Source organism: Kitasatospora sp. NPDC093806 (assembly GCF_040683335.1).
GTDB lineage: Bacteria > Actinomycetota > Actinomycetes > Streptomycetales > Streptomycetaceae > Kitasatospora.
In genome coordinates, this window is sequence record NZ_JBFBDO010000051.1 from 43,907 (window position 1) to 56,720 (window position 12,814).

The following is a 12,814-nucleotide window of genomic DNA, read 5'->3' on the forward strand; positions in this document are numbered from 1 at the left end:
AACGGCGTGACGCGGTGCCGCTAGGGTGTGCCGGGTGGCAGCAGTGAACGGGGCACTGATCGGGGGCCGTTACCAGCTCGTGGAGCTGATCGGCCAGGGCGGCATGGGGCGGGTCTGGCGGGGCTGGGACACCACCCTGGGCCGGGACGTCGCGGTGAAGGAGGTGCTGCTGCCGCAGGGCGTCACGGACGACGAGCGCGAGCAGCTCGTCCAGCGGGTGCTGCGCGAGGCGCGGGCCGCCGCGCGGCTCAACCACCCGGGGATCATCACCGTGCACGACGTGGTCGAGCACGAGGGCGCGCCCGTCATCGTGATGGAGTTCGTGACGGGCATGTCGCTCGCCGCGGCCATCGCCCGGGACGGCGCGCTGCCGGTCGCGCGGGTCGCCGAGATCGGCGTCGCGATGGTCAAGGCGTTGCAGCAGGCGCACGCGGCCGGGATCGTGCACCGTGACCTCAAGCCGGACAACGTCCTGTTGATGGACGACCGGGTCATCCTCACGGACTTCGGCATCGCCCACATGGCGGATGCCACCACGGCGCTCACCCGGACCGGGGCGGTCATCGGCACGCCCGCGTACATGGCGCCGGAGCAGTTGGAGGGCCGGCCGGCGGCGCCCGCCAACGATCTGTGGGCGCTGGGCGCGACGCTGTACGCGGCGGTGGAGGGCGAGACGCCGTTCAGCGGGGACACCTTCGGGGCGCTGTGCGTGGCCGTGGTGACCAAGGAGCCGCGGCCGGCGGTGCGGGCGGGGGCGTTGACGCCGTTGCTGGCGGCGCTGTTGGCGAAGGATCCGGCGGGGCGGCCGTCGGCGGAGCAGGTGTTGGCGGCGTTGGGGTCGGTGGCGGGGACAGCAGCGGGCGCGGGGGCCGGCTTCGGTGCGTTCGGGCCGCCGCCGACGGCGGCTGACGTGCCGTTGGGGCCGGTGCGGGTGCCGCCACAGGTGCCGCCGCAGGGTCCTCCCGCAGAGCAGGTGTGGGCGTTCGCGCCGCCGGTGGGGCCCGGGCCGATGGCGCCGGGGCAGACGGGGCAGCCCGTTCACGCTCCGCAGGTGCCGCAGCCGGTCTGGCAGCAGGCGCCGGCCTACCCGACGGCGGCCCTTGGAGCAGCCGCCTCCACGGCAGCCGGGCAGTATGCCGCCCCGCCCCCCGCCCGGTCCGCGCCGCACCCGGCGTCGGCGATGCTGGTGCGGTTCATCGGGTGCATGGCGCTGATCTGGATGGTCGGCTCCCTGCTGCCGTGGAACTACCTCGACCACGTCCAGGAGAGCTTCGTCTCGACCGCCGTCGGCATCACGGCCGTGCTCGCGCTGGTGCACGCGGTGCCCCGGCCGCGCTGGCATCCGATGGCGGTCTGGGCGGTGACCGTCGTCGCGGACTTCGGCCTCTGGTACCTGACCGGCTCTCTGCTGGAGGCCTGGCTCGGCGGCTGGGACACCGGCTTCGGCGAACTGCCGTGGCAGATCGCCGTCAACATGCTGCTGCTCGGCACGGGCGCGTGGCTGCTCTGGCTGCTGGTGCCCGGGAGCCGGCCACGGGACCGTCAGCGCTGAGGAAGCGATCGGTCAGGCGACGGCCGGGAAGTCCTTGCGCTTGATCTTGGCGCGGCGGCCGTCCGGGTGGTGGAACACGATGCCCTCGGCCAGGGTGCCGGGGGTGAATCGGCTGTCCAGGTCGGCGAGGTAGTCACGCAGGCCAGCGTAGTCGCGCGGCACGTCCTGGTAGACGGGCACCTCCAGGTTGAACGGCACGCACCGGTGGTCGTCCAGCCGCAGCGGGTTGCCCTGGATGCGCGGGCCGAGCGCCTCGCAGGAGTGCTCGCCGTCCGGCCAGGCGGTGACGTCGGTGTTGCGGGCGGCGGCCAGGACCCACTTGTCCTCGGTGGCGCCGTCGGCGGTGTCGACGTACCAGCCGTCCTTGATGCCCTGTTGCTTCTGCAGCTTGCTCGGGTTGCGCCGCTTCTCGACCCGGACCAGCTGCCCGGCCCGGACGGTGAGGCGGACGTTGGTCCCGTCGAGCTTCTCGGTGGGGGCTCCTTCGCCGTCGAACACCCACGCGCAGTCGGCGCGCGGCCGGTCGACGACCCGGAAGTCGCCGTCCCGCTCGAAGAGGGTGGGGATCTTCTCCATGACCTGCATGCCCTTTCTGACGTGACCGAGTAGTTCCTCGTGCGTGATGGCGCCGGCCGCCAGGCCGCCCGCCAGCGCACGGACCAGGTCCGCGACCGAGACCTCGGCCTCGACGGCGACCCGCTTCAGGGCCTTCTTCTCCTCGGGCGAGATCCACGCGACCAGGCGGGACCAGCCTTCGGGTGGCGTCCATCGCGCGAGCTGCTCCGGGTTCTTCCGGGGCCGACCGCGTCCTCTGCGCTCCTCGTCCATGGGCAGGACCCTAGGGCGGCATTTAATGGTGTGTCAATTGGCATAACAGAAAATGGCGGGATGGGCCCTGGGCCCAGACCCCTGGTTGAGCGGCGAACGCCCGTGCGAGAATCCCGGGCATGATCGGCTACGTGGTGAGCTTTCTGCTCGGCCTGGGGTTGGGCTCGCTGTACCCGATGGTTCGTCGGCGCCGCTCCGCCGCCGCAGTGCAGCCTGCGGCGGTACAGACCGCAGGGGTGCCGACCACACCGGAACTGTCTGCGGCGGTCCAAGAGTCGGTGACCGCCTTCGGGGAGGAGGTGGTCGCCCTGGACTTCGACGTCGACGGCACCGACGCCACCCCGGCCGTCCTGAAGGAGTACCGGGCGGTGCTGGCGGCGTACGACCGGGCCAGCGCGGCGGGCACGGAATCCGACGCGCTGAGCGCCCTGCACGACGGCCGCGCCGCCATGGTCCGCCTCGACGCCAGGCGCAACGGCCGTTCGGTCCCCATTGACGCGCTCCCGCCGGCCGAGGACCCCGGCCGCCCGCGAGCGCTCGCCGGTACCGGCGAGCGCCACGTGTCGACGGGTGCGGGCGACGGGACGACCGAGGTGCTCATCGACCGTCCCGAGCCCGGCCGTCCTGCCCTGCTGGAAGCCGACGCCCCCGGTGCGGGCTTCTTCTCGATCCATCCCGTGACGCGCACCGAGGACCTGACCGACACCGGCGACCATCTGATCTCGGTCGTCGACGGCTACCACGGCCGCCTCTACCTTCCCGCGGACGCCACGCACCTGCGCGTCACCGCGTCCAACAGCATCGACCACCACCACTGGTCGACCCGCGTCGTCCCGCTGTCGGCCGCCACCGCGCTCGCCCCGGAACACCGAGGTCGCGGTGACGAGGTGCTCCACTACGACGGCGGCCCGGCGTTGCTCACCGTCCAGTTCCAGACGGACGTCAATTGGGAGGTCCGCTACCTGTGCCAGTGCCTGCGGTTCTGGCCCGACTGCGACTGTCGCCCACCCGCCTGGCCTGACAGCACCCCCGGGCATGACGGTGTGGTGTTCGGTGGGGGTAACGGCCGCCGGACGCTGCGTCTGTCCCGCCCCGGCTTCCTGGTCGTCCGGGAGTCCGACGGGGGCGGCTCCTGGTACCTGACCACCCAGCCGGTCGACATCCCGCCGCCGTCCCCGTCCGGGCGCGGCGGGCATCGTCGCTGAGTTGAGCCCGGCCGGCTCCGGCTCCGGCTCCGGCTCCGGCGGCGGGGCGGACGCCGGGCGGCCGGAACCCGTCGAGGGCGGCACCCCACTGCCGTCGGCGCTTGCCGTCGGCGCTGCGAGGCCGTGGGACGCGACGCCGTCGGGTGGGGGAGCGTCGGCTACGGCAGCGGTGGGGCGAGGACGGCCGTGATCACGCGGTCCAGCGCCCGGTCGAACGCGGCGTCCGGGGCCGGCGCCTGGTCGGCTGCCGGCGGTGGTGCGGCGGTGGCGAACGCGGCCGCCAGGTGCGGGTACTCGCCGCTGCCGGCGGCCCGGGCGAGGTAACCGACCAGTTCCGCCTGCCACTTGGCGCCGGCCACCGCCGTGCGCTCGTACTGCGCGTACTGGCAGACGAACCCGTTGAACAGCGCCATCGCCTCCAGCCGGGTGGCGCCGTCCAGGCCGCTGGGCTCGGTGACGGCGAGGAAGTGGTCGGTGTAGCGCAGCGCGTTGGGGCCGATGCCGGGGCGGGCGATCACCAGGGCGGGGACCCAGGGGTGGCGGCGCATCGCGGCCAGCTGGGTGTGCGCGAGCCGGCGGAGGTCGGCGCGGCAGTCGCCGGTCGGGGCGAGCGGGGCGTAGTCGTACTCGCCGGCGACGGCGTCCAGCATCAGGTCGAGCAGGTGCTCCTTCTTCGGGACGTAGTTGTAGAGCGACATCGTGCCCGCGCCCAGCGCGGCCGCCACCCGGCGCATGGAGGCCGCGTCCAGGCCCTCCGCGTCCGCGATGACGATGGCAGCGGCGGCGATCGAGGCGCGGCTGTGGGCCGGGCGGGGGCCGCGGCCGGTGCGCTCGGGGCGGAGCCAGATCAGCTCGGGGACCTCGGCGGACATCGGCGCGGGGTCGTTGGACGGGGACTTGCTGGACGGCACTGGTTGATCACCTCGGTCTCCCATATTAGATACGTACGGCGTACGTAGTACGATGCGTTCACGTTCACTTCTACGTACGCTGTACCTAGTGAGGGGAAGGCAGAGCCATGTCCGATACCGCCTGGACCTATGCCGCACATGCCGAGGACGTCGCGGACGTCGCCGTCGAGATGACGGGGGTGGAGAAGCGTTTCGGCACCACCCGCGCCCTGCGCGGACTCGACCTGACCGTCCCGGCCGGAACCGTCTGCGGCCTGCTCGGCCCCAACGGCGCCGGCAAGACCACCGCCGTCCGCGTGCTCGCCACGCTGGCCGCCCCCGACCGCGGCACCGCCCGCGTCGCCGGGCACGACGTGGTCCGCGCACCCGACGCCGTCCGCCGCAGCATCGGCCTGGCCGGCCAGCACGCCGCCGTCGACGAGGGCATCACCGGCCGCGACAACCTGCACCTCCTCGGCCGGCTCCACCACCTCGGCGCCCGCGCCGCCCGGACCCGCGCCGACGAACTGCTCGACCGTTTCGGCCTCGCCGACGCCGCCGACCGCCTCGTCCGCACCTACTCCGGCGGCATGCGGCGCCGGCTCGACCTGGTCGCCAGCCTGGTCACCGCCCCGCCGGTGCTGTTCCTGGACGAGCCCACCACCGGCCTGGACCCGCGCAGCCGGCAGCAGATCTGGTACTCGGTACGGGAGTTGGCGCAGTCCGGCACCACCGTGCTGCTCACCACCCAGTACCTGGAGGAGGCCGACCGGCTCGCCGACACCGTCGTCGTGATCGACCACGGCACCGCCATCGCCACCGGACCGCCGACGCGGCTCAAGGCGGCGATCGGCACCCGGGTCTCGGTCACCCTCGCCGACGCTGATCAACTCGGTGAGGCGGCCGTGGTGTTGGCCGCGCTGGCCGAGTCGGGCGACGTCCTGGTGGACCAGGACGCGCGGACCGTCTCGGTGGTCTCGCGACCGGGCGTGGAGGTGCTGTTGCCCAGGCTGGTCCGGGAGTTGGACGCGGTGGGGGTGGTGGCCCGGGACGCCGCGCTCAGTCCGCCGTCGCTCGATGACGTGTTCCTCGCGCTCACCGGGGGCGAGCCCCAGGTTTCCGACGCCACCATCGCCACCGCTGGGAGGGCCGCCTGATGTCCGCCGTTCTTGTCGCCGGGGCACGGCCCGCCTCGCCCGGTCGCCTCGCCCGCCTCGTCGCCGACACCTGGTCGTCGACGCTCCGCGTCCTCCTCGCCTACCGCCACTCGCCCGGGCTGCTCGCCGCCTCGCTCGGCGTGCCGGTGGTGATGGTGGTGGTCTTCGGCTACGTCTTCGGCAGCGCCATCACCGTCCCCGGAGACCCTGGCGGTCCCGGCGGTCTCGGCGGCTCCGGCGCCCAGGCCTCCGGCTACCGGGAGTTCCTGATGCCCGGCCTGTTCGCCATGGTGGCCGTCAACGGCATCATGCCCACCATGGTCGGCGCCGCCCGCGACGTCGGGCGCGGCATCACCGACCGGCTGCGCTCGATGCCGGTCTCCCGCACCGGCCTGCTGCTCGGCCAGACGCTCGCGGACCTGCTGGTCAGCGTGGTCGTCCTGGCGCTGCTGGCCGGGGTCGGGCTGGCCGTCGGCTGGCGGATCCGGGGCGGACTCGCCGACGCCGCAGGGGCGTTCGGGCTGCTGCTGCTCTTCCGGTTCGCCATGACCTGGGTGGGTCTGCTGCTCGGCCTGGCCGTCGGCAAGGAGGAAGCGGCCGGGCAACTCGCGGTGGCGGTCTTCCCGTTGGCGATGGTCACCAACGCCTTCGTGCCCACCGGCGGGATGCCGGGCTGGCTGCGGGCGGTCGCCGACTGGAACCCGATGAGCGCCGTCGTCCAGGCCGGCCGCGACCTGTTCGGCAACCCGTCCGCCCCCGGCACCGCGTGGCCGATGCAGCACGCCGTCCCGGTCACCCTGCTCTGGTGCGCCGCGCTGCTGCTGCTCTGCGGCCCGCTCGCCGTGCGGAAGTTCGCCACCCACGGCCGCTGAACCGCCGCCACACCCGTATGACCGCACCGCGCACGTCCGCTGACCGCAGCGCACACGTCCGCGTCACCTGATCCCTAATGTGCTGGACACCACGCCCGGTGCGGCAGAGGGTGGGGCCCATGGAGTTCACCCACCTCGGCCGCACCGGCCTGACCGTCTCCCGACTCTGCCTGGGCACCATGAACTTCGGCCCGCATACCGAGGAGTCCGACGCCCACCTGATCATGGACAGCGCCCACGAGCGGGGCATCAACTTCTTCGACACCGCCAACGGCTACGGCCGCGATGCCGAGGGCAACCACAAGGGCCGCACCGAGGAGATCATCGGCCGCTGGTTCGCCCGGGGCGGCGGCCGCCGCGAACGGACCGTGCTCGCCACCAAGGCCTACGCCCCGATGGGCGACTGGCCGAACGAGGGCAGACTCTCCGCCCTCGCCATCCGCCGCTCCGTCGAGGCCAGCCTGCGCCGCCTGGGCACCGACCACATCGACCTGTTCCAGATGCACCACATCGACCGGGACACGCCGTGGGAGGAGATCTGGCAGGCGATGGAGGTGCTGGTCGCCCAGGGCAAGATCATCTACGTCGGCTCCAGCAACTTCGCCGGCTGGCACCTCGCCCAGGCCCAGGAGGCCGCCCGCGCCCGGCACTTCCTCGGCCTGGTCAGCGAACAGTCCCTCTACAACCTGCTCGACCGCACCATCGAACTGGAAGTCATCCCCGCCATCGAGCACTACGGCCTCGGCCTGCTCCCGTGGTCCCCGCTGCGCAGCGGCGTCCTCAGCGGTGCCCTCCGCAAGGAGCGCGAGGGCACCCTCGTCCGCGGCGCGCTCACCCACGCCGGCGAGATCCTCGACGCCAACCGCCCCCGCATCCAGGCCTACGAGGACCTCGCCGCCGAACTCGGCGAACACCCCGCCGACCTCGCCCTCGCCTGGCTGCTCAGCCGCCCGGCCGTCACCGCCCCCATCATCGGCCCCCGCACCATCCCCCACCTCGACGCCGCCGTCCACGCCCTCGACGTCAAGCTCGACGACGACCTCCTCGCCCGCCTCGACGACCTCTTCCCCGGCCACAAGCCCGCCCCGGAGGACTACGCCTGGTAGCCCACCCCCTGTCGCCGCGCGGGCCCCGGTGCGCACCGGGGCCCGCGGAACCCCTCACAACCGCTGTTGGGAGCCGCTGTTAGCCTGGGCGGCATGATCATGACGGGGGTGGGGGCATGACGGGGGCCGGGGTAGGGGGGACCGCGGGGGCGGAGGTCGGGCCGCAGCGGGCGTTGATCATTGCCAGTTTTGTCAGCAGGGTGGGGAACGGGCTCTTCAACACCGCTGCCATCCTCTACTTCACGCTCGTCGTGCACCTGCCCGCCGCACAGGTGGGGGTGGGGCTGACGATCGCCGGGCTGTGTGGTCTGGCGGCCGGCATACCGGCGGGGAACCTGGCGGACCGGTACGGGGCGCGGACGGTCTGGCTGGTGGCGGTCGCCGTGCAGGCCGTCACGATGGCGGCGTTCGTCTTCATCGACAGCTGGCTCGCGTTCACGATCGTCGCCACGCTGGACCGGCTGGGGGCCACGGCGGCCGGTGCCGCGGGTGGTGCGGTCGTCGCCCGGGCGTCCGGTGAGCGTCCGGCCGCGTTCCGGGCCAGGCTCCGCACCTGGGTCAACCTCGGCGTCGTCGTGGGCACCCTGGGCGCGGCCTTCGCCATCCAGATCGACACCCGCGCCGCGTACACCGCGCTGATCCTCGCCAACGCCGCGAGCTTCGCCGGTGCCGGGATCGTCGGGCTGGTCGGCGTCCCGAACTACCGGCCGCTGCCCCGGCCCGAGGAGCACCGCCGGTGGTCCGTGCTGGCCGACCGGCCGTACGTGTCCTTCGTCGCGCTCTACAGCGCCATGGGCCTGCAGTACCAGACCGTCTCCCTGCTCCTGCCGATCTGGCTCAGCGCCCACACGGACGCCCCGCGCTGGACGGTGGCGGTGGTCTACGCCGTCAACAGCGGTGTCTGCGTCCTGTTGCAGAGCCGGCTCGGCGCCAAGGTGGAGACCCCGCGACAGGGCGGCCGCGCCTTCCGCTTGGCCGGGCTGCTCTTCCTCGTCAGCTGCCCGCTGATGGCGCTGACGGCCGACGTCCCCGCCTGGGTCGCGCCGGTCCTCGCCGTCCTGGCCGTGTGCATCCACAGCGTCGGCGAGGTGTGGGAGTCCTCGGGCGGCTACACGCTCGGCTTCACCCTCGCGCCCGACCACGCCCAGGGCCAGTACCAGGGCTTCTTCGGCATCGGCTTCAACGCGGGCCAAGCCCTCGCCCCCCTGGTCCTGACCGGGGCGGTCCTCGCGCTCGGCCACTCGGGCTGGCTGCTCCTCGGCGTGTTCTTCGCCGCCCTGGGCCTGGCCGGCCCCCCGATCGCCGCCTGGGCCGAGCGCACCCGCCCGGGGACCCCGGACGCGGGCGCGGAGGCGGGCACCGACGCGGGACAGGGGAGCCGCAGCGCGACATCGGCCGGGTGAGCCCCGCGAACGGTAACCCGGTGCTGCCGGTCCTGTGATAGCTCTTCGGGCATGACGGAGCAGGCCGGGGTGGGGCGGGGGAGGTACCACCATGGGGCGTTGGCTGAGGCGTTGGTGGGGGTGGCGTTCGAGTTGGTGGACGAGGAGGGGGTGGAGAAGCTCTCCATGCGGGAGGTGGCGCGGCGGGCCGGGGTTTCGGCGGGGGCGCCGTTCCGGCACTTCGCGGACCGGCGGGCGTTGCTGACGGCGGTGGCGGACCGGGTGCTGGCGGACTTCGAGGCGTGGCAGCGAGCGGAGGTGGACCGGAGCACGGCAGGAGCCGGGGAGGGGGCGGGGCGGGAGCGGGCGGTGTTGCGGGCGATCGGGCTGGGGTTCGTCCGGTACGCGATCCGGTACCCGCACCGGTTCGCGCTGGTGCGGTCGCGGGTGTTCGCGCCGTCGCCGCAGCCGGAGTTGCGGGAGCGGCTGTCCGGGCTCGACCGGGCGTACACCGAGGTGATCGTCGCCGACCAGGAGGCCGGGCTGCTGAAGGCGGGGGATCCGGGACTGGTGGGGCTGGCGGGGCAGGCGCTGGTCTACGGCCTGGTGCAGATGATCGTGGACGGGTACCTGCCGGCCGAGAAGGCGGAGGAGGTGGCCGGGCAGGTGCTGGACGCGTTCGGCCGGGGGATCGCCGGTCCGGCTGCCAACCCCGGCTGAGGTAAGGGGATTTGGTGGTGCGCGGAGGGTTGACCGGGTGGGTGCGCACTGATGTAATCGCCGATTACATCGACCCTCCTACTCGCGGGTAATCGGTTCGGCGGGCGGGTTCGGAGGGCCGGGAGAGCCGAGAACGCTGGGGGTAGACGTGTTCGCGAAACCGACTCCGGGCTTCACCACCGCGGCCGCCACCGGGGACACCGTGGTCCTGCTCATCGGGATGCGGATCAACCGGTTCTGGGCCGTCCACCAGTGGGGGCCGATGATGCTGGCCATGTTCCGGATGCTGTACGAGCTGGCGAAGGAACCGGAGCGCGGGCTGCGCGGGCGGATCCTGCTGACCGCCTCGCCGCGCACCTACTACGTCGTCCAGTACTGGGAGTCCAAGGAGAAGCTCTACCGGTACGCGACCGCGCCGGACGCCTTCCACCACCGCGTCTGGAAGATCGCCAACCGGAAGCTGAAGGACGGCCGCATGCGCGGGCACGTCGGGCTCTGGCACGAGACCTACATCGTGCCGGAGGGGTCGTACGAGAGCGTGTACTTCGACATGCCGCCGTTCGGGCTGGCGGGTGCGACCGGGGTGGTGCCGGTGGAGAGCCGGGGGCGGACCGCGAAGCAGCGACTCGCCTTCCGGTCGGGGGAGGGGGAAGGGGAAGGGGATGGGAAAAAGGGGACGGAGAAGGAGTGAGCGGCCCCGGCCGACGGCGGCCGGGGCCGGTGGCGGTCAGGCGAGGGCAGCCGGGAGGCCGATCGGGTTGATCGGGGGCAGTGCGGTGCGACAGAGCGTGGAGATCGGCTTGAGCGCCGCGGCGAGCCGGTCGAGCGCGGCGCGCGGGTGGCCCTCCCAGACCCGGGCGGCGGCCAGGTCGGTCGCGGCCTCCAGAGCCTGGTGCCGGAGCCGGCCGCACTCGGTGATGGTGCCGCGCTCGGTGAGCCAGCCCCGTTCGACCAGCCGCGCGGTGGCCCCGTCCCACTCCTCGTCGGTCCAGCCGCGCATCGGCTGGAGCGCCTCGCGCCGCGCGTCCAGGGCGCAGCGCACCACCAGGGCCTCGCAGCCGTCGAGCCCGGCCGAGACCAGGGCGGCGACGTGCCCGTCGCCGCGGTGCTCGCGCATCACGGTGGCGGCCTGCCAGAGCCGCCCGTACAGGCCGGCCGGGCGGGGGAGGGCGGCGTTGGCGGCGGCCAGGACGCGGCCGGCGCAGTCGAGCCGGGTGACGACGTCCTCCAGCAGGTCGGTCACCAGCTCGACCTGTCGCGGGTCCACGTGCTCCAGCAGGCGCTCCAGGGCCGCCGAGGCGCCCTCGATGCGGGCGGCGAGCGCGGCGTCCGGGTCGGCCAGCTTCCAGATCGCGGGCAGGGCGCGCTCGATCGGCGCGGGCGCGAAGTTGAAGAACGCGGCGATCACCGGCGGGGCGTCCACCGGGCCGAGCGGGGCGGCGCGGCCGCCGAAGTAGCTGCGCGCGGCGCCGCGCAGGCCCACCGCCTCGAACGCGGCGCTGCCCTCGGGCGTGAAGTAGGTGACGGCGTGCACGGGTTCGAAGAGCCACCACAGGGCCCGGGCGGGGTGGACCAGATCGGCCAACGGAGGACCTTCCTCGGAGGCGCGCGGCGCGCGCGGGGGAGAGGGAATCGGGGCGTGCGGACGTGCGTGCGGACGGGCGTGCGCCGTTGCCGCGCCGTACGGGACTTGTCGTACAAGGCTGATGACCACGGCGGCGGTCACGATAACCCCGCCCGGGGTGTGATGACGGTCACGCGGAGGTCTCGGTGGTGACACGCCGCCGACGGGGCGCGAGATGATGGGCCGAGGCGCCCGCGTGCGGACGCCACCACCCTCGGCACGAAGGCAAGAAGAGGTAACAGGCCCCATGGCGCAGATCAACCCCAGCATCCTGTCCGCGGACTTCGCCCGGCTCGCCGAGGAGGCCGAGGCCGTGCGGGGCTCCGACTGGCTGCACGTCGACGTGATGGACAACCACTTCGTGCCGAACCTGACGCTCGGCGTGCCGATCGTCGAGTCGCTGGCCCGCTCCACGGACATCCCGCTCGACTGCCACCTCATGATCGAGGACCCGGACCGCTGGGCCCCGCAGTACGTGGAGGCCGGCGCCGGCTCGGTGACCTTCCACGCCGAGGCCGCCGCCGCGCCCGTCCGGCTCGCCCGCGAGATCCGGGCCAAGGGCGCCCGCGCCTCGATGGCGCTCAAGCCGGGCACGCCGATCGAGCCGTTCGAGGACCTGCTGCCCGAGCTGGACATGCTGCTGATCATGACCGTCGAGCCGGGCTTCGGCGGCCAGGCGTTCCTGGACATCATGCTGCCGAAGATCCGCCGCACCCGGGAGCTGATCGCCAAGCACGGCCTGGAGCTGTGGCTCCAGGTGGACGGCGGCGTCTCGGCGAGCACCATCGAGCGCTGCGCCGAGGCCGGCGCGGACGTCTTCGTGGCGGGCTCGGCGGTGTACGGCGCGGAGGACCCCGCTGAGGCGGTCGCCAAGCTGCGCGCCCTCGCCGACGGGGCCACCGCCGACGCCTGGTGGGCCTGCGCCCACTGAGCCACCGCGTCTCCGCCACCCGGCCGGGCCCGTCTAACGGCCCGCCCGGGTGGAGGAACGGCGCGCCCTGGCGGAGGATCGTTGCGGACGCTCCCCGGGCGGTGGGACGGCGTCCGACCCGACCCCGACCCGTACGGTGGTGGACCCGCGCCATGAGCAACCTCGACCTCAAGCCCACCCCGACCCAGTGCGGCGGCGAGGCCGACACCGGCCCGGTCCGCGACCTGCTGACCGCCCGCCGGGTGCAGCTCGGCGAGAGCACGGTGGTACGGCGGCTGCTGCCCAATCTGGGGCGGCGGATGGTGGGGGCCTGGTGTTTCGTCGACCATTACGGCCCGGACGACATCGCGGACGAGCCGGGGATGCAGGTCCCGCCGCACCCGCACATGGGCCTGCAGACGGTGAGCTGGCTGCACGCCGGCGAGGTGCTGCACCGCGACAGCCTGGGCAATCTCCAGACGGTGCGCCCGCGCGAACTCGGGCTGATGACCTCCGGCCGGGCGATCTCCCACTCCGAGGAGTCCCCGCGCCCGCACGCCCGCTACCT

13 protein-coding genes are annotated in these 12,814 nt (G+C 73.5%); 10 read left to right on the top strand and 3 right to left on the bottom strand.

Annotated elements, in window-relative coordinates:
* Nucleotides 1-34: 34 nt before the first annotated feature.
* Entirely contained in the window at nucleotides 35-1,552 is a 1,518-nt protein-coding gene (locus AB0N76_RS23290; RefSeq protein WP_363559848.1) for a serine/threonine-protein kinase, read from the top strand.
* Between the two features lie 12 nt (nucleotides 1,553-1,564).
* Here AB0N76_RS23290 and AB0N76_RS23295 read toward each other — a convergent pair whose 3' ends face one another.
* Nucleotides 1,565-2,380, bottom strand: coding sequence for a hypothetical protein (locus AB0N76_RS23295; RefSeq protein ID WP_363559850.1), 816 nt, complete (start codon nucleotides 2,378-2,380; stop codon nucleotides 1,565-1,567).
* Nucleotides 2,381-2,499: 119 nt separating this feature from the next.
* Here AB0N76_RS23295 and AB0N76_RS23300 point away from each other — a divergent pair, with 119 nt between their 5' ends.
* Nucleotides 2,500-3,585, top strand: coding sequence for a hypothetical protein (locus AB0N76_RS23300; protein ID WP_363559852.1), 1,086 nt, complete (start codon nucleotides 2,500-2,502; stop codon nucleotides 3,583-3,585).
* Nucleotides 3,586-3,743: 158 nt separating this feature from the next.
* On the opposite strand, the gene AB0N76_RS23305 is transcribed toward AB0N76_RS23300, so the two are convergent.
* On the bottom strand, nucleotides 3,744-4,457 hold the full coding sequence (locus tag AB0N76_RS23305) for a TetR/AcrR family transcriptional regulator C-terminal domain-containing protein (protein WP_363559872.1): 714 nt from the start codon (nucleotides 4,455-4,457) through the stop codon (nucleotides 3,744-3,746).
* A 209-nt stretch (nucleotides 4,458-4,666) separates the two neighbouring features.
* Between AB0N76_RS23305 and AB0N76_RS23310 the strand changes: the two genes are divergently transcribed.
* The 6 genes from AB0N76_RS23310 (at nucleotide 4,667) to AB0N76_RS23335 (ending at nucleotide 10,403) form a co-directional block, all read left to right on the top strand.
* Nucleotides 4,667-5,632 (top strand): ATP-binding cassette domain-containing protein, encoded by a 966-nt coding sequence (locus AB0N76_RS23310; RefSeq protein WP_363559874.1) that lies wholly within the window; start codon nucleotides 4,667-4,669, stop codon nucleotides 5,630-5,632.
* Nucleotides 5,632-6,504, top strand: coding sequence for an ABC transporter permease (locus AB0N76_RS23315; protein WP_363559854.1), 873 nt, complete (start codon nucleotides 5,632-5,634; stop codon nucleotides 6,502-6,504). The genes AB0N76_RS23310 and AB0N76_RS23315 overlap by 1 nt, the downstream gene beginning before the upstream one ends.
* A 119-nt stretch (nucleotides 6,505-6,623) precedes the next feature.
* Entirely contained in the window at nucleotides 6,624-7,610 is a 987-nt protein-coding gene (locus AB0N76_RS23320) for an aldo/keto reductase (protein ID WP_363559856.1), read from the top strand.
* A gap of 116 nt (nucleotides 7,611-7,726) precedes the next feature.
* Complete coding sequence (locus tag AB0N76_RS23325) at nucleotides 7,727-9,013, top strand: MFS transporter (protein ID WP_363559858.1); 1,287 nt, start codon at nucleotides 7,727-7,729, stop codon at nucleotides 9,011-9,013.
* Between the two features lie 99 nt (nucleotides 9,014-9,112).
* A complete protein-coding gene (locus tag AB0N76_RS23330; protein WP_363559860.1) occupies nucleotides 9,113-9,712 on the top strand; it encodes a TetR/AcrR family transcriptional regulator in 600 nt (199 codons plus the stop codon).
* Nucleotides 9,713-9,860: 148 nt separating this feature from the next.
* On the top strand, nucleotides 9,861-10,403 hold the full coding sequence (locus AB0N76_RS23335) for a DUF4188 domain-containing protein (protein WP_363559862.1): 543 nt from the start codon (nucleotides 9,861-9,863) through the stop codon (nucleotides 10,401-10,403).
* A 36-nt stretch (nucleotides 10,404-10,439) separates the two neighbouring features.
* On the opposite strand, the gene AB0N76_RS23340 is transcribed toward AB0N76_RS23335, so the two are convergent.
* Entirely contained in the window at nucleotides 10,440-11,297 is an 858-nt protein-coding gene (locus AB0N76_RS23340; RefSeq protein WP_363559864.1) for a hypothetical protein, read from the bottom strand.
* Nucleotides 11,298-11,583: 286 nt separating this feature from the next.
* On the opposite strand from AB0N76_RS23340, the gene rpe reads away from it, so the two are divergent.
* The gene (rpe, locus tag AB0N76_RS23345; protein WP_363559866.1) at nucleotides 11,584-12,267 is read left to right on the top strand and encodes a ribulose-phosphate 3-epimerase; all 684 of its coding nucleotides are present in this window, start codon (nucleotides 11,584-11,586) and stop codon (nucleotides 12,265-12,267) included.
* A gap of 152 nt (nucleotides 12,268-12,419) precedes the next feature.
* Nucleotides 12,420-12,814: pirin family protein (locus AB0N76_RS23350; protein ID WP_363559868.1), on the top strand; the 395-nt coding region annotated here is incomplete at its 3' end.

Bases quoted from the DNA above. Each gene is read 5' to 3' on its own strand.
- AB0N76_RS23295 (WP_363559850.1), bottom strand. From the start codon at position 2,380: ATGGACGAGGAGCGCAGAGGACGCGGTCGGCCCCGGAAGAACCCGGAG.
- AB0N76_RS23300 (WP_363559852.1), top strand. From the start codon at position 2,500: ATGATCGGCTACGTGGTGAGCTTTCTGCTCGGCCTGGGGTTGGGCTCG.
- AB0N76_RS23305 (WP_363559872.1), bottom strand. From the start codon at position 4,457: ATGTCCGCCGAGGTCCCCGAGCTGATCTGGCTCCGCCCCGAGCGCACC.
- AB0N76_RS23310 (WP_363559874.1), top strand. From the start codon at position 4,667: ATGACGGGGGTGGAGAAGCGTTTCGGCACCACCCGCGCCCTGCGCGGA.
- AB0N76_RS23315 (WP_363559854.1), top strand. From the start codon at position 5,632: ATGTCCGCCGTTCTTGTCGCCGGGGCACGGCCCGCCTCGCCCGGTCGC.
- AB0N76_RS23320 (WP_363559856.1), top strand. From the start codon at position 6,624: ATGGAGTTCACCCACCTCGGCCGCACCGGCCTGACCGTCTCCCGACTC.
- AB0N76_RS23325 (WP_363559858.1), top strand. From the start codon at position 7,727: ATGACGGGGGCCGGGGTAGGGGGGACCGCGGGGGCGGAGGTCGGGCCG.
- rpe (WP_363559866.1), top strand. From the start codon at position 11,584: ATGGCGCAGATCAACCCCAGCATCCTGTCCGCGGACTTCGCCCGGCTC.